The sequence below is a fragment of the Caminicella sporogenes DSM 14501 genome (genome assembly GCF_900142285.1).
GTDB lineage: Bacteria > Bacillota > Clostridia > Peptostreptococcales > Caminicellaceae > Caminicella > Caminicella sporogenes.
On the sequence record NZ_FRAJ01000024.1, the window covers coordinates 1 to 16075 of the forward strand.

The window sequence follows — 16075 nt, forward strand, 5'->3', positions numbered from 1 at the left end:
TAATATATTCAAATATACTTGTGAAAAACTTAATATGCATCATGAGCAAATTCCTGTTAAGACACCAAATAAGAATGCTCATATTGAATCTTTTCATAACCTGCTTCAGAATGAATGCTTAAAATATTTTAGTTTTACAAGTTTCAAAGAAGCTTATAAAGAAGTTGTGAAATATATTGATTACTATAATAATACAAGAATTCATTCAGCTATTGGTTATATGACACCTATGGAATTTTATAGAGAAAACTCAAGCAATATTAAGAAAAAGTTAGTTGTTAGAGTTTAATTGTCCAAATTTAAGGGGTCAAACCGTAAAAATAGTTAGCTTGTCATTTACTTCTGTAAACATAAAAAAGTAGTTTTAATAAAAAACTATACTAAATGATTAACTTTTTAATGCTGAAAATAAATTTATTTTAGCTAATTTAATCTAAATAAGATTGAAACTCGCTGAAAAACGTAAACATGAGTGTCAAAAACAAAAAAAGAAAAAATTAATTTAAATAGAAAGGGTGTTTAATATGTCAAATAATATGTTCCAACAAATATTAGAAAAATTAAATTCTATGGATAAAAAATTATCTAATCTTGGAACTGATGTAAATACTCTTAAAACTGATGTAAGTTCCCTTAAAGACGATGTGTATATCCTTAAGACTGACGTAAGTTTTCTTAAAGACAATGTAGATGTTCTTAAAACTGATACTAATAATCTAAAAGCTGGTCAAGAACGTATTGAAATAAAACTTGATACTGTCTATGTGCAAACTGCCAATTTGACTGAATTTAAAACAGAAACACAAACTATCCTTAATAAAGTCTCTAACGATTTAGATTTCTTGACTTACAAAGAATCTCAAAATGAAAAGGAATTATTTAATATTAAGAAAAACCTTCAAATAGTTAAATAAATTCAGAGACAAAATGATAATTCATTATATTAACTATTATTAAACTAGAAACTTAAATAAAAAATAATTTAAAAAAGAATCTATCTATAAAAAAGAGATAGAATACTTAGTAAATATTTGGGATGCTTATGCTATCCTATTTTTATTCTTTATAAAAGTCAGGAACTGATAAATATCGTTCTCCATAACTAGGTACTATAACTACTATTTTTTTACCTTTGCCAAGTTCTTTTGCTTTTTGAATAGCAGTAAATATAGCTGCTCCTGAAGAAATACCAACTAATATACCTTCCTCAACTGCAACTTTTCTAGAAGTTTCATAAGCATCTTCATCTTTTACCTTAAATACTTCATCTATAACATCAATATTCAATACATCTGGAATAAAACCTGCACCAATACCTTGTATTTTATGAGTTCCAGCCCTTCCCCCTGATAAAATTGGTGATGCTTCAGGTTCTACTGCAATCACTTTAACATTAGGCAGTTCTTCTTTTATTACTTCTCCTATTCCAGTTAAAGTTCCTCCAGTTCCAACACCAGCTATAAACATATCAAAGTTATTATCCATTTGAATTAATATTTCTCTTGCAGTAGTTTTTTTATGAATTTCTGGATTTGCTTTATTTTTAAATTGCTGCGGCATAAAATAGCTTGGATTTTTCTTTAAAATTTCTTCAGCCTTTTCTATAGCACCCCTCATACCTTTTGTTCCGTCTGTCAATACTAAATCTGCTCCAAAAGCTTTGAGCAACTTTCTTCTTTCAACACTCATAGTATCTGGCATTACAAGTATTACTCTATAACCCTTTGCTGCACCAATCATAGCTAACCCTATACCCGTATTGCCACTTGTCGGTTCTACTATAGTACCTCCTTTTTTAAGCAATCCTCTTTTTTCTGCATCTTCAATCATATTAAGTGCTATTCTATCTTTTACACTACTTCCGGGATTAAAAAATTCAAGTTTCAAATAAATATCTGCACTATTTTTGGGTACTATCTTATTTAACTTAACCATAGGGGTATTTCCTATAAGTTCCAAAATGTTATTAGCAACTCTCATAATAAACCTCCTATTTCATAGTATTTCTATCGGAATTTATGTTGTTTATTTTATAATATATTTTTTCTCTTGTCAATCTTTATATAAATATATTAATTTACTAATAATTTTTATGAATTTATTAATTATAAACGGGTTAAATTAATAATACTTTATATTTAACTTTATTTATATAATATTAGGATGGTTTATATGAAAAAGAATATACTAAAAATCAGCTTACTTGGGATAGTTACTGGTCTACTTAATGGTTTATTTGGCTCTGGTGGCGGAACTCTTCTTGTTCCTGGAATGATTTTTCTCCTAAAAACTGAAGTTCACAAGGCACATGCTACTGCAATATCAATAATATTACCTTTAACTTTTATAAGCACCATTATTTATTTTAAATCAGGAATTATTAATTATGAAATTACTCTTAAAATTGCCGCTGGTGGAATTATTGGAAGTTATATAGGTGCTAAATTATTAAATAAAATTCCAACTAATTGGCTTAGAAAAATTTTTGCATTATTTATGATGATAGCAGCATTTAGGATGGTGTTTTAATGCTTTCTATAATTGGCTTAATTTCAGGTATTATAAGTGGAATGGGAATTGGAGGAGGCACTATTTTAATACCAGCTTTAATCTTGTTTACTAAATTTAATCAACATCAAGCTCAAAGTGTAAACTTGTTTACTTTTATACCAATAGGTCTTGTAGCTGTTATAATTCATATAAAAAATAAAAATGTAGATTTAAAACTTTGGTTTCCACTTACAATCACAGGAATTTTAGGTGCAATTATCGGTTCTAAACTGGCTATAAATTTGTCACCTAATGTTTTAAAAAAAATTTTTGGAATATTTTTATTTGTTATGGCAATTTATCAATTTACTTATAAAGAGAAAAAGACGCATTAGTTTTATAATAACTATGCGTCTTTTTCTCTAATTAATCTAAAGCTACTAATACACAATCATAATATACAAATTTTAAATTCTTAGATTCAGCTAAATCAATAGTTTCTTCAGTAAATGTTCCTGGTTGAAGCCATACATATTCAATACCTTCATTTGCTATTTCTTCAATAACCTTATTACTTATTCTAGGTGGTACAACTATATTAACACAATCAGGTTTGACTGGAAGCTCTGATATACTTTTATAACATTTATCTCCTTCTATTTCTTCATAGCCAGGATTTATTGGATAAACTTCATATCCTTTATCTTTAAGCTTTTTATAAATTTTATATCCATACTTTTCTCTATTTGATGTAGCTCCAACAACAGCCCAAATTTTTTTATCTAGCATTTCTTGTTTGATTTTTTCAATATCCATAAGAAAATTCCTCCTTCATTAAATTTGTCATTATATTTTATGATTATACCCAATAAAAATAATAATTATCATTTTTATTACATACTAATTATCAATCAATTTACCATTATGAAATGTTAAATAAACACTATCTTTTTCTTCAATAAAAGCTGTTCCCCTTGTCATATCTGTAACCTTACTTTTTAATAAATTGCTATCACTTGGTTTACTGTAAACGAAAATATTTACTTTATCATCATAAGTAGTTCCTTTAATAATATAATTACCTCCTATTATTTCATTTTGAACTTTACCGTATAAAGTATAATCAATACGAATTAAAAATAAATCATATAATATTTTATCTACTATCTTTGCTTCTCTTACTGCTGCCTTTGCAGCTTTCGTATATGCTCTAACTAAACCACCAGTTCCCAACTTTATACCGCCAAAATATCTTGTAACTACTATTACACTATTTTTTATTTCTTCTTTTTTTAGCATATCCAATATGGGTATACCTGCTGTTCCAGATGGTTCACCATCATCACTATATCTTTGTATTTCATTGTTTTCTCCTATTAGATAAGCTGGTACATTATGAGTAGCATCTTTATGTTTTTTTCTTATTTCTTCTATAAATTCTAATGCCTCATCTTCTGAAGTAACTGGTTTTGCATAACCAATAAATCTAGATTTATTTATTATTTCTTCAGCTTGTCCATACTGTAATAAAGTTTTATATTCTAAAATCATTTAAACCACCTACTTATTTTTTTCTATAAATAATTAAATATGATTTTTCAAATACTAATATAGACATAAATATCCTTAAATGAAAGGATGATTGCTTTTGCATATAATCTATCATTGCTGTGAAGGATGCTACTCATCTTCAACAGCTGCTGCTATTCATCTAGGTTTACTCCCAATTAACAATAAACCTAGCTATTATGACTTACTAAAAGTTCCTTTTTTCGATAATTTAGAAGAAACTGATAAAGGCAAAATCATATTAAGAGGAACAGATGAAAATGGAAATAAAATCTATACTCTCGGCAGAAAATATGCTCCTCATATTATATTGCCAGTTATATTAGATGTATGGAATATTTTGGGTTTAAATGAAAAAGATTTATTATTTGTAAATACCCAACCATGTGTTAACAATTTTATGAAATTTGGAAACTATATGTATAAAAAATTAAAATTAACAAAACAAGTAAAACCTATAATAGTTAAATCTACACTACATTCTTATGAAAAAATTGCAAACATAGTAAAAAGGGTTAAACAAAATATTAATTAAACTCTTTTATACTTTTTAAAGCTTCTATACATGCTTTTTTTACATATTTTTTCTCTGCTTTATTATTTATTATCTGAATAAGAATTTTTACAGTATTCTCATTTCCAATATTCTTAAGAGCCTTAGCAGCATACTGCCTCACTTGAGGCTTTTTATCTTTTAAAGCTTTATTTAAAAAAGGAACTGCTTTTTTATCTCCTATTTTGCCAAGTGCTGAACACACCATTCTCCTTATATTACCATTTTTATTGATAATATCTTTAGCTATTATATTAATTAATTCTTTATCTTTTAATTCACCAATAATCCATATCAATATCATCTTATCATCTGGATTTGTAAAATCTTTATATCTTAATTTAATTTCTTTCTTTAAATTTTCAATTTCATCCAATTCTTCATTTATAAAACGCAATCTTTCTTCCTTTGAAACTTCAAGCATTTTATCTAGTAAACTTTTTTTCTCTCCTTTATTAGACATTCTCAACATTCTAAGTTTTATTTTAGCTTCTACAATATCCTTCTCTACAATTTCCCTATGTATATTTCTTATTTTACTTATTGCCTTTATACTTTTTCCTTCTCTATATAAAAAATATGTAATAAGACAATCATCTAATTTTACTATTTCTTCCCATGAAATTTTTTTATTATCCATGGAATTATCATCCTCACCCTACTATTAACTACTGATAATATATTGCTTATATCTATTATAAAGAGCTGTATCTAAATCTATTTCTAAATGTATGCCATTTTCCTTATACTCTACATTATATACTTTAGTTTTATCACATAAAACTGAATATATATTTCCTTTTTCAAACGGAATAATCATTTTATACTTTTTTATATCCTTAAATAGATATTCTTTTATCATATCAATTAATTTATCTATACCATACCCTGTTAGTGCTGAAATAGAAATGGAATTTTTATCTGGATAACAAATATTATCTAAAGCTATATCACATTTATTGAAAGCATAAATCATTGGTTTATTTAACACACCTAACTCCTTTAAAACTTTATTCGTAACTTTCCTTTGCATATCATAATTTTTATTTGAACTATCTATAACATGAATTAATAAATCTGCTTCTTTAACTTCTTCTAATGTAGCTTTAAAAGCTTCTATCAAATGATGAGGCAGCTTACTCACAAAACCAACTGTATCCATTAAAATAAATTCTTTTTTATCATCTAAAAAAATCCTTCTGTGATATGTATCCAATGTTGCAAAAAGCATATTTTCAGAATATACTTTTTTATCTTCCGATTTTTGAAGGTTTAGACTTAAAAATTTATTCATTAAAGTAGATTTTCCTGCATTTGTATATCCTACAAGCGCTATAATAGGTATTTGATTTCTTTTTCTTTTAGCCCTTTGTACTTTTCTATTTTTTTGTATTTCTTTTAATTGTCTATTAATATCACTAATTTTATCAAGTATACGTCTTCTATCTAATTCTAACTTTTGCTCACCCGGTCCTCTTGTTCCTATGCCACCACCCGTTCTTGACAATGACCTTCCCAGTCCAATTAATCTAGGTAGTCTATACCTTAGCTGTGCCACTTCTACTTGAAGTTTAGCTTCCTTTGTTTTTGCTCTGCTTGCAAATATATCTAAAATCAAAGTGGTTCTATCAATAATAGTAAGCTCTAGTTTTTCCTCTAAATTTCTAATTTGAGATTCAGATAATTCATCATTAAAAATAACCATATTCGCATCTAATGCATTGCAAATTAACTTTATCTCATCTACTTTACCTTTCCCAATAAAATAAGCAGGATCTATTTTGGACTTGTTTTGTATTATACTATCTAAAACCACTGCTCCGGCTGCTATAGCTAGTTCTTTGAGTTCTTCCATTGAATCTTCAATAGATATATCATCTTTCCCATTATTTATTCCAACTAAAACAGCTTTCTGCTCAACATTTTTTATAACTTCATTATTTTCATTAAATAACATTTAATCACCAACCATTATAGTTAAATTTATTATTTTTATTTTTAAATCTAAATTAATTATTAATAAAAATTAAATATTATAATTACATATATATTATAGCTTTAGCTTTGCAAAATAAAAAGTTAAATTGTTAAAATTGTAAAAAAGAATGGCATATTACTATACCTTTATGTTATATAAAACAAACAAAGATTAGTAATATGCCAATTAGATTTACCATTTTAAAAATAAATAATAAATTTTATAATATAGAAAATTGTGTAAAATTAATATCAGATACAAATTTTTATCCAATTTTTAATTCTTTTCTTTTTTCCCAACAATCAACATTTTCTAGTCCCTCAATACTATCTGCATAAAACACTGGGTCTTTTCCTTCTCTCTTTTGTCTTGTATAGTCATCTAAAGCTTTAAATGCAATTTTTCCAAGCATTGAAATAGCAATCAAGTTTATTAAAGCCATCATTCCCATAAATAAATCTGCCATATCCCAAACTATTTTAATTGAAGATTTTGAACCCCATAAAACCATTAATACTACGGCCGATCTATAAAGAAATAACCATACTTTGCTTCCATTTATAAATTCAATATTAGATTCTCCGTAGTAATAATTTCCAATTATAGAACTAAATGCAAATAACAAAATACAAAAAGCAATAAATGTATTTCCCCAAGCACCAACTTGTGAGCTTAATGCCATTTGTGTCAGCTGTATTCCTTTTAATCCTTTTGTAGTATAAACACCTGAAATTAACAAAATAAATGCAGTAGCAGAACAAATTAATAAAGTATCTGTAAATACACCTAGTGTTTGAATAAGTCCTTGCTTTACTGGATGAGATACTTCAGCGGTTGCAGCAGCATTTGGAGCACTACCCATACCTGCTTCATTTGAAAAAAGACCTCTTTTAATACCCATCATAAGTGCTGCACCCATTCCACCACCAACAGCTTGTTTAAGTCCAAACGCACTACTTAAAATTAAACTTAATAATGATGGAATAACAGTTATATTTTTAATGATAATAAATAAAGCAACTAATACATAAGCTGTAGCCATGATAGGTACAATAAATTCAGCAACTTTTGCAATTCTTTTGATTCCTCCAAAAATTACCAAACCTGTAATAATAGTAATTATAATCCCTACCATAAATCTGTCCATACCAAAAGCTTGTTCAAACGCCAAAGTAATAGTATTTGCCTGTACAGAATTAAATACTAAACCAAAACATAACGTAATCAAAACAGAAAATATTATACCCATCCATCTCATATTTAAAGCCTTTTCCATATAATATGCAGGACCGCCCCGATAGCCATTTTCGTCTTTTACTTTATAGATTTGTGCTAGAGTACTTTCAACAAAACTTGAACCTGCACCAATTAAAGCAATTAGCCACATCCAAAATACTGCTCCAGGACCTCCAACAGATACTGCAATTGCTACCCCTGCTAAGTTTCCAGTTCCAACACGAGATGCAGTACTAATACAGAAAGCTTGAAAAGATGAAATTCCTTTTTTCTCTTCTCCTGTAATAGATTTATTTGCTCCTTCTGTAAGAAGACGAAACATTTCACCAAAAAATCGAAATTGAACAAATTTTGTTTTAATAGTAAAATAAAGTCCAAGTACAATAAGCATAAAAATGAGAACGTACGACCAAAGAATAGTATTACCAACAGAAACTATTCTCTCTAAAATATTTTCCATAAAAAATCACTTCCTTTCTCAGTTTACTTTTGTTTATTACAATATCTTAATAAATTCTAGCAGAAAATAATCAATACTTCAAATTATTGTATTTTCTGACTTTTAAAAACATTTTTTATTTTAAAAATGTCTATTAAAAGTTTTAATTCTCTTTGTCATCAATTCTTAAATAAAACAAAATCTCATACAAATTATAATAATTTTCTAATTTCCCCCTGGTACTACATTCATATATTCATCTTTAGGAACATTTATATAATTTTCAGGTACTTTTCCTACAATTATAGTTTCTGTTATAGGAACTTTTGTTTCTACAAGTATTGTACTAGATGAAAAAGGAATTATTGTCTTTACTTGTGCCTTAACTATTAAATATATTTTATGCCTAGTTTGATTTATACCAGATTCTTCAAATTCAGATGTAAAATCTACATTTACCTTTCCTATAGGAGTTACATCTATATTTATTTTTGGCCCATATTGAGCTAAAAGCTGACTTCCAAAAATGTTTCCTAGTGGAACTCTTATAGAAGGTGATTTTATATTTCTTATTGTATCTTGAACTGTCCTTGCTACTTCAGATGCAAGCTTATTCATCATTATTGTATTAGCCTGCATAAGAGTAACATTTCCTTCATTATCTGTTCTAATAAAGTAAAGGTCCTGATACCTTATATCGTCTGTTATTTTACTATATATAGATTCATTAATTGCCCTTGATGCTATTTCATTAGCTTTTACTTCAGCTATAGCTAATACAGTTGGTTTTATTTTTTTATCTACTATTATAAAACCATAAACTATCAACAAAAGTATAAATATTATATATATAAATACCAATACATTTTTCTTTCTATAATTCACCCCATATGTTTTTTTAGAAAACAAAAAAACACCCCCTCTAATTTTATACTATGTAAGAAGGGGATATTTTAGTTTCTTTTTGATAATATTTTTTAAACTAAACGTATTTGATGATATACTTTTTTACCTTTTCTAATCATCAATTTGCCATCTTTAAAATCTTCTTCTTTTATAATCATAGTAAAATCTTTTACTTTTTCATTTTCAACTGAAATACCATTTTGTTTTATAAGACGTCTTCCTTCACTTCTTGAAGATATTAAATTAATTTTTTCTAAAAGAGTTATTATATCCATACCTTCTTTAAATTCTTCACGTGAAAATTCTGTATATGGTACATCTTCAGTATTAACACCTTTTCCAAACAATGCTTTAGCAGCTCTATCAGCTTTTTTTGCTTCCTCTTCACCATGTACCAATTTCGTCACTTCAAATGCAAGAATTTCTTTAGCTCTATTAATTTCTGCTCCTTCTAATGAGCCTAGGCGTCTTACTTCTTCCATAGGCAAAAATGTTAACAATGATAAACATTTTTCAACATCTGCATCATTAACATTTCTCCAATATTGATAAAAATCATAAGGTGATGTTTTATCAGGATCAAGCCATACTGCACCTGACTCAGTTTTTCCCATTTTCTTACCTTCACTTGTAGTTAATAACTTAAAAGTCATTCCATAAGCCTGTTCACCTTTAATCCTTCTTATTAAATCAACACCACCAAGAATATTTGACCACTGGTCATTTCCACCTAACTGTAATTTACAATTATACCTTTCATATAATTGTAAGAAATCATAAGACTGCATAATCATATAATTAAATTCAAGAAATGACAATCCTCTTTCCATACGATTTTTATAACATTCTGCCGTAAGCATTCTATTTACTGAAAAATGTTTCCCTACCTCTCTAAGAAAAGGTATGTATTTTAAGTCCAACAGCCATTCGGCATTATTTACCATAATAGCTTTACCTTCTGAAAAATCTAATAAATTTCTAACTTGTCTTTTAAAACATTCAGCATTATGTCTTATTTCTTCCTCAGTAAGCATTTTTCTCATATCGGTTTTACCTGACGGGTCTCCAACCATTGAAGTTCCTCCACCAAGCAGAAAAATAGGTCTATGACCTGCTCTCTGCATATAAGCCATAACCATTATTTGTAAAAAATGTCCAACATGTAAACTATCAGCAGTTGGATCAAACCCTATATAAAAAGTTACAGATTCTCTTCCTAAAAGTTCACGAATTTCTTCTTCATGTGTCGCTTGTTCAATATATCCACGCTCTTTAAGTATGTCAAATACATTCTCCATTATACTACCTCCCATACAATATATTTTTATAAAAAATTAAAGGCCTTCTCATTTTTTAAGGACGAGAAGACCCGTGGTACCACCTTATTTTACATTTGAATTAATTATATAATTCAAATGCCTTAATCTTGATAACGGTTTTTTTAACCGCCGAAGTTTTTAGCTTCGAAACTCCAGAGTGTAATTCGTATTCCTATATACTATAGACCTTTCACCAACCGGTCTACTCTCTGATTTTGTAACTATAGGAAACTACTTAGCTCCTTCATAGCTTTTCCTATATTAATTTAAAATCTCCTTATATTTTTGATTTATTCTACCATAGCATTTATCAAATTTCAAGAATTTAAATTTATATACCTATAATAAACACTACAATATAATTTTTAAATAATAGACTATATAAATTAACAATGATATTATGTTATGGTATAATATTTTCTATAGTTTATTCTATTTTATACTATTTATTGCCCTTTTATTCAAATTAGGGAGGGACTATTATGACCGAAAATAATCAACGCAGATCAAAGCAAAAAAAAGAAAAAAAGAATAAAAAAAGAAAACTCTTAACTACTATTAAAATTTTACTAGTATTTTTTATCATTTTAAGTTTTGTTGGTGCTGGTGCTGTTACAGGTTTAGTCGTTGCAGCTTTAAAAGACGTTAAACCTATTGACCCATCAAAAATTGATACAATGCTTGATGAAAATTCAGTAATTTTAGACAAAAATGGTAAAGTAATAGAAAAGGTCCAACGTTCAGGTTTAAGAACTGTTGTAAGTTATGATGAAATTGACGAAGATTTAAAAAATGCATTTATTGCCACTGAGGACAGAAAATTTTTTCAGCATAATGGATTTAATTATACTAGATTAATCGGAGCTATTATAGAAGCTATTAAAGATAGACATTCTCCAAGAGGTACTAGTACAATTACTCAACAATTGGCAAGAAACCTTTATTTACCGCATATTAAAAGTGAAAAAACTTTATCTAGAAAAATCAAAGAAGCTTATTATACTATCCAATTGGAAAAAAATTTAACCAAAGAACAAATTTTTGAAGCTTATATGAATACTATTTATTTAGGCAGCGGTGCAAAAGGTGTACAAGCTGCAGCACAAACTTATTTTTCCAAAAATGCTAGTGATTTAACATTAGTTGAAGCAGCATTAATTGCAGGTATAACTCAAAATCCTGCACGCCATTCACCTATTATCACAAAGAAAAAAGCAGATGTTAAAGAAGATGATTATATATTAGATGATAGCGATGAACAGTACACAATAGTATTTAACAAAAAATGTATAGACAGATTTAAAGATGTCTTATACTTTATGAAAGTCAGTGGGAAAATTACTGAAGAAGAATATAATAAAGCTAAAAATGTTGATTTAAAAAAAATACTTAAACCAAAGCGTCTCAATAGATCTGAAATTTCTTCATACTTTACTGATTTAGTAAAAGATGAAGTTATTAATTCTCTTATAAAAGAACTTGATATATCTAAAGAAGATGCTTATAACATGCTTTATACACAAGGTCTAAAAATTTACAGTACCTTAGACTTAAGTATGCAAAAAAAATTAGAAGCTATATATAAAAACAGTAAAAATTTTCCTAATCTCGTAATAAGAAAAGATAGCTCTGGAAATATTTTAAGCAAAACTGGTTCTATACTTCTATATAAACGAGAAAATATATTAAATAATGAAAATTATTTAGTAATTCCAAAAAATCATTATAAATATGATACCAATGGTAACCTAATTCTATATAAAAATAAAAGATTGAAATTTATTCCTTTATACGAAAAAGGAAAAAGAATAGGTATTAGTGTTGCAGTAGCAGATACCTATAAAATAGAAAATAATCAAGTTGTTATATATAAAGGTGGAAGAGTTAATATACCAGCACAATATAAAAGTTATGATAAATATAAAAATTTAGTAGTAAGCAAAGAATTCTTAGATTCTAATCCAAATTTCTTTAAAAAAGATAACCATAACAATCTTTTAATATCAAAAGAGAATTACAGCATCAGTAATAAAGGAAGTATACAACCTCAATCTGCTATGGTAATCATTGACTATAGAACAGGAGAAATTAAAGCTTTAGTTGGCGGTAGAGATATAAAAGGTGAACTTCTTTATAATAGGGCAATAAAACCTAGACAACCAGGTTCTGCAATTAAACCTTTAGCCGTTTACACTCCAGCTATAGACAATGGTTGGACTGCTGCTAGTATAATAGATGACGTACCACATTATGATAGAAATGGTAATAGATGGCCTAAAAACTGGTATGAAAAAAGTAGCAATCCTAAATACACAGGATATAAAGGTCTAGTTACACTTAGAAAAGCTCTTCAATTTTCTATGAATGTTCCAGCTGTTAAAGTTGCTGAAAGACTTGGAGTAAATACTTCTATGGAGTACCTTGAAAAAATGGGTATTTCTGTAGAATCTAAAAAAAATCCAAACGGTTCTTTAGTTAAATCAGGACCTAAAAATGACATGAATCTTTCAGCAATGGCACTAGGTGGTATGACTAAAGGATTAACTCCGCTTGAGATAACTTCTGCTTATGGAAGTTTAGCTAATAAAGGAATTTATATTGCTCCACACTCATTTACAAAAGTTACTGATAGAAATGGAAATATAATTATTGAAAATAAACCTATTAAAAATTATGTAGTAAGTCCTCAAGTAGCTTTTATAATGACTGATATGATGAAAAGTGGAGTCGATGCAGGAACTGGAAGAAAAGCAAGACTTGCAAATATGCCTGTAGCAGGTAAAACTGGTACAACATCTAATAACTACGATGCTTGGTTTGTTGGATATACTCCTTACTATGTTGCTGGCGTTTGGATAGGTAACGACTTGCAAATAAAACTAAGAGAAGGAAGCGGTGCAAGTGCTAAACTTTGGAAAAAGGTCATGGAAGAAATTCATAAAAACTTACCTACTAAACAATTTGAAAAACCTGAAGGTATAATTAGAATGGCTGTTGATACTGTATCAGGTAAATTGCCAACGAAATTATCCTATAAAGACCCAAGAGGAAGTACTGTAAGACAGGAATATTTTATTGAAGGTACACAACCTACAGAATTTGATGATGTTCATGTTGAAGTTGAAGTTTGTTCAGAAAGCAATAAACTTCCAACTGAATTTTGTCCTACAACTTTAATAGAAAAGAAAGTATTTATAAGTAGACCTGTACCTTACAATCCTAGTGAGCATGGTGGATTTGTTCCTGCTGACTATAAATATGAAGTGCCAAAAACTTATTGTGATATACACACTCACAACACAGTTCCATCTAATCCAATTGATAGTTTACCACCCGGCACTATAATATTACCTAATGGTACAAAATTATTACCTGACGGAAGAAAAATACTACCTGACGGTACCATAATATTTAAAGACGGTACAATTGTATATCCTTCCGAAAATAATAATACTACTGAAAATACAAACAGCAATATAATAGAAAATAATGAAAATGAAATTAATAATAATTAATTTACCCGGTGCTTAGCACCGGGTTTTTAATTTGGTACTTCATCATCAGGTGGAGCTGCATTTTTATCTTTAGTTTTTAAAAATTCAGGTCTTCTTTTAACTTCTGGTATCGGTTTTCTAAATATAATTGTAGCCAAACTTTTCCTATCAAATGGTATTAAAGGCCAAGTATATCTTATTCCTCCAAAAGACTTTGTAGAAACAAATATAATAAAAATAAAAATCAAAGACCCAATAAAACCATATATTCTAAAAAAACCAGTTGATATAAGAAGAATATATCTAAAAAGTCTTAATGCCAAAGAAAATTCAAGACTTGGTATTGCAAACATCCCTAATCCTGCAACTGACATATAAAGTATTGTTTCAGGCACAAACCATCCAACTTTTATAGCAAATTCACTTAAAATTAAACCACCTATGATAGCTAATGCTGTTGCCAAAGAGTTAGGTGTATGTACTGATGCTATTCTCAATAAATCAATACCTATTTCCAAAATAAAAAACTGCATAAATAATGAAATTTCACCTGTTTTTTTCGGACCTAAAAATTTTAACCAATCTGGAAAACTGCCTTTATAATATACAAGCAATAACCATAAAGGAGGTAAAATAACAGAAAATAAAATTCCTATAAATCTAACCCATCTAAAATACGTACCTACTGCAGGATTTTGATAATAATCTTGAGCATGTTGAGTAAAATGAAACATAGTTACAGGTAAAATCATAACACTAGGTGAATTATCAACTATAACTACTATATGACCTTCTAATAAATGGGCTGATGCAACATCTGGTCTTTCTGTATATCTAACTTGAGGCAGAGGATTCCAACTTCTTCCTAATATGAACTCCTCTAAACTTTTTTCACACATTTCTAGTGCATCTGTATCTATTTTATTTATCTTTTCTTTTAAATCCTTTACTAAATTTGAATCTGCAATATCTTTTATATACCCTATTACAACATCAGTTTTAGACCTGCTTCCTACTTGTATAATTTCAAATCTTAAACTTGGGTCCCTTATTCTTCTCCTTATTAATGCAGTATTAAATATAAGAGTTTCAGTAAAACCATCTCTAGAACCTCTTGTCACCTTCTCCAAATCCGGTTCTTCTGGTCCTCTAGCTGGATAACTTCTAACATCAAGTATAATTGCATTGTCTTCTCTATCTATTAAAATAGCTAATGCACCTGAAAGCACCATAAATTCAATATGTTCAACTTCATCAGTAATTTCTACTTCAAGATATGAAATCTTCTGAGTTATTAATTTTTCAATAGTATTAGGAGTTATTTCTTCTCTATCTAAACTTTGAAGCCTTTTTTCTATATATAACATAATCTCATCTTTAGCAAATCCATCAATAAATATATAAAAAGCTTTTCTTCCACCTATAATTATTTCTCTCTTAACTACATCAAAATTTTCTGATATTCCAAGTTTTCTATCAAGAATTTTAATATTTTCCCCTACTTTTTTCGTAAGCTTCATTAATTTTTCCACTCCTACTTATGATTTCTTCTAACGCTTTAGTTATTATAGGAGCTCCTATCTCGCAATCATCTTTACCTCTCATCTTACCAATATCTCCAATTCCAACAATTACTGGAATATTGCTGTTTCTTAAAATATCTACCGTATCTCCATATAATACATTTTGATTTGTTTTTTTTCCATCCTTATCTACAGCACCTTCAATTATTTTTCCATCACAGGTAATCGAAAAATCAACTTCAACTCCATTTACAAATTGGGTATTTGAAGCAACTGCTACTACTCCAATAACATCAATATCAGGATGATTTATTATTTTCTTAAGTGCCTGTTCTCCTTTTCCCATTTTCTGATCTCCTTTGTCATCAACCATTACAACTACTGGGTCATGTTTTGCTTTCTTTATAAGGTTTACTATTTCAAATCCCTGTAAGGGAGTTGGATTACCAGCAGAACGTGATATACATCTTCCACCAATATTTGATGTTGCAATTTCAACTGCCCTTTGAGCAAAACTATCTCCATCAGTAACTATAATTACTTTTCTTTTTTGTTTCATATTCAAATC

General features: G+C 28.3%; 16 protein-coding genes and 1 other annotated feature. Of the genes, 6 read left to right on the forward strand and 10 right to left on the reverse strand.

Annotated elements, in window-relative coordinates:
- Both BUA90_RS10995 and BUA90_RS11000 read left to right on the forward strand, forming a co-directional pair.
- A partial coding sequence (locus BUA90_RS10995) for an integrase core domain-containing protein (protein ID WP_143146281.1) occupies positions 1-289 on the forward strand: 289 nt, incomplete at its 5' end.
- Between the two features lie 235 nt (positions 290-524).
- Positions 525-914 carry a hypothetical protein gene (locus BUA90_RS11000; RefSeq protein ID WP_072968578.1) on the forward strand — a complete coding sequence of 130 codons (390 nt, stop codon included), beginning with the start codon at positions 525-527 and terminating at the stop codon, positions 912-914.
- A 142-nt stretch (positions 915-1056) separates the two neighbouring features.
- Here BUA90_RS11000 and cysK read toward each other — a convergent pair whose 3' ends face one another.
- Positions 1057-1980: a cysteine synthase A gene (cysK, locus tag BUA90_RS11005; RefSeq protein WP_072968579.1), complete on the reverse strand. Its 924-nt coding sequence runs from the start codon at positions 1978-1980 to the stop codon at positions 1057-1059.
- Positions 1981-2172: 192 nt separating this feature from the next.
- On the opposite strand from cysK, the gene BUA90_RS11010 reads away from it, so the two are divergent.
- Entirely contained in the window at positions 2173-2529 is a 357-nt protein-coding gene (locus BUA90_RS11010) for a sulfite exporter TauE/SafE family protein (RefSeq protein ID WP_094756872.1), read from the forward strand.
- Positions 2529-2885 carry a sulfite exporter TauE/SafE family protein gene (locus tag BUA90_RS11015; RefSeq protein WP_072968583.1) on the forward strand — a complete coding sequence of 119 codons (357 nt, stop codon included), beginning with the start codon at positions 2529-2531 and terminating at the stop codon, positions 2883-2885. The genes BUA90_RS11010 and BUA90_RS11015 overlap by 1 nt, the downstream gene beginning before the upstream one ends.
- A 31-nt stretch (positions 2886-2916) precedes the next feature.
- Here the strand turns inward: BUA90_RS11015 and BUA90_RS11020 are convergent, their stop codons facing one another.
- Positions 2917-3306 carry a CoA-binding protein gene (locus BUA90_RS11020; RefSeq protein WP_072968585.1) on the reverse strand — a complete coding sequence of 130 codons (390 nt, stop codon included), beginning with the start codon at positions 3304-3306 and terminating at the stop codon, positions 2917-2919.
- An 84-nt stretch (positions 3307-3390) separates the two neighbouring features.
- Complete coding sequence (locus tag BUA90_RS11025; RefSeq protein WP_072968587.1) at positions 3391-4041, reverse strand: YigZ family protein; 651 nt, start codon at positions 4039-4041, stop codon at positions 3391-3393.
- A 97-nt stretch (positions 4042-4138) separates the two neighbouring features.
- On the opposite strand from BUA90_RS11025, the gene BUA90_RS11030 reads away from it, so the two are divergent.
- On the forward strand, positions 4139-4594 hold the full coding sequence (locus BUA90_RS11030) for a DUF3189 family protein (RefSeq protein WP_072968589.1): 456 nt from the start codon (positions 4139-4141) through the stop codon (positions 4592-4594).
- On the opposite strand, the gene BUA90_RS11035 is transcribed toward BUA90_RS11030, so the two are convergent.
- The 5 genes from BUA90_RS11035 to tyrS all read right to left on the reverse strand — a co-directional run bounded on the left by BUA90_RS11035 (position 4587) and on the right by tyrS (position 10469).
- Positions 4587-5252, reverse strand: coding sequence for a HEAT repeat domain-containing protein (locus BUA90_RS11035; RefSeq protein WP_072968591.1), 666 nt, complete (start codon positions 5250-5252; stop codon positions 4587-4589). The two genes, BUA90_RS11030 and BUA90_RS11035, sit on opposite strands and share 8 nt — an antisense overlap.
- A gap of 24 nt (positions 5253-5276) precedes the next feature.
- The gene (gene hflX / locus BUA90_RS11040) at positions 5277-6569 is read right to left on the reverse strand and encodes a GTPase HflX (protein ID WP_072968593.1); all 1293 of its coding nucleotides are present in this window, start codon (positions 6567-6569) and stop codon (positions 5277-5279) included.
- A gap of 286 nt (positions 6570-6855) precedes the next feature.
- Positions 6856-8286: an alanine/glycine:cation symporter family protein gene (locus BUA90_RS11045; RefSeq protein WP_072968595.1), complete on the reverse strand. Its 1431-nt coding sequence runs from the start codon at positions 8284-8286 to the stop codon at positions 6856-6858.
- A 204-nt stretch (positions 8287-8490) separates the two neighbouring features.
- Entirely contained in the window at positions 8491-9174 is a 684-nt protein-coding gene (yunB, locus tag BUA90_RS11050) for a sporulation protein YunB (RefSeq protein WP_072968597.1), read from the reverse strand.
- A 68-nt stretch (positions 9175-9242) separates the two neighbouring features.
- Positions 9243-10469: a tyrosine--tRNA ligase gene (tyrS, locus tag BUA90_RS11055; protein ID WP_072968599.1), complete on the reverse strand. Its 1227-nt coding sequence runs from the start codon at positions 10467-10469 to the stop codon at positions 9243-9245.
- Between the two features lie 54 nt (positions 10470-10523).
- Positions 10524-10747: a binding site (T-box leader), on the reverse strand.
- Between the two features lie 225 nt (positions 10748-10972).
- Between tyrS and BUA90_RS11060 the strand changes: the two genes are divergently transcribed.
- Entirely contained in the window at positions 10973-14005 is a 3033-nt protein-coding gene (locus tag BUA90_RS11060) for a transglycosylase domain-containing protein (RefSeq protein ID WP_072968601.1), read from the forward strand.
- A gap of 26 nt (positions 14006-14031) precedes the next feature.
- Here the strand turns inward: BUA90_RS11060 and BUA90_RS11065 are convergent, their stop codons facing one another.
- Together BUA90_RS11065 and spoVAEA are read right to left on the reverse strand one after the other, a co-directional pair.
- Positions 14032-15504: a spore germination protein gene (locus tag BUA90_RS11065; RefSeq protein WP_094756874.1), complete on the reverse strand. Its 1473-nt coding sequence runs from the start codon at positions 15502-15504 to the stop codon at positions 14032-14034.
- On the reverse strand, positions 15470-16066 hold the full coding sequence (gene spoVAEA, locus BUA90_RS11070; protein ID WP_072968604.1) for a stage V sporulation protein SpoVABEA: 597 nt from the start codon (positions 16064-16066) through the stop codon (positions 15470-15472). The genes BUA90_RS11065 and spoVAEA overlap by 35 nt, the downstream gene beginning before the upstream one ends.
- Positions 16067-16075 lie beyond the last annotated feature (9 nt).

Bases quoted from the DNA above. Each gene is read 5' to 3' on its own strand.
- BUA90_RS11060 (WP_072968601.1), top strand. From the start codon at position 10,973: ATGACCGAAAATAATCAACGCAGATCAAAGCAAAAAAAAGAAAAAAAG.
- BUA90_RS11035 (WP_072968591.1), bottom strand. From the start codon at position 5,252: ATGGATAATAAAAAAATTTCATGGGAAGAAATAGTAAAATTAGATGAT.
- BUA90_RS11015 (WP_072968583.1), top strand. From the start codon at position 2,529: ATGCTTTCTATAATTGGCTTAATTTCAGGTATTATAAGTGGAATGGGA.
- BUA90_RS11025 (WP_072968587.1), bottom strand. From the start codon at position 4,041: ATGATTTTAGAATATAAAACTTTATTACAGTATGGACAAGCTGAAGAA.
- BUA90_RS11010 (WP_094756872.1), top strand. From the start codon at position 2,173: ATGAAAAAGAATATACTAAAAATCAGCTTACTTGGGATAGTTACTGGT.
- BUA90_RS11065 (WP_094756874.1), bottom strand. From the start codon at position 15,504: ATGAAGCTTACGAAAAAAGTAGGGGAAAATATTAAAATTCTTGATAGA.
- BUA90_RS11000 (WP_072968578.1), top strand. From the start codon at position 525: ATGTCAAATAATATGTTCCAACAAATATTAGAAAAATTAAATTCTATG.
- BUA90_RS11045 (WP_072968595.1), bottom strand. From the start codon at position 8,286: ATGGAAAATATTTTAGAGAGAATAGTTTCTGTTGGTAATACTATTCTT.
- cysK (WP_072968579.1), bottom strand. From the start codon at position 1,980: ATGAGAGTTGCTAATAACATTTTGGAACTTATAGGAAATACCCCTATG.
- tyrS (WP_072968599.1), bottom strand. From the start codon at position 10,469: ATGGAGAATGTATTTGACATACTTAAAGAGCGTGGATATATTGAACAA.
- spoVAEA (WP_072968604.1), bottom strand. From the start codon at position 16,066: ATGAAACAAAAAAGAAAAGTAATTATAGTTACTGATGGAGATAGTTTT.
- BUA90_RS11020 (WP_072968585.1), bottom strand. From the start codon at position 3,306: ATGGATATTGAAAAAATCAAACAAGAAATGCTAGATAAAAAAATTTGG.
- hflX (WP_072968593.1), bottom strand. From the start codon at position 6,569: ATGTTATTTAATGAAAATAATGAAGTTATAAAAAATGTTGAGCAGAAA.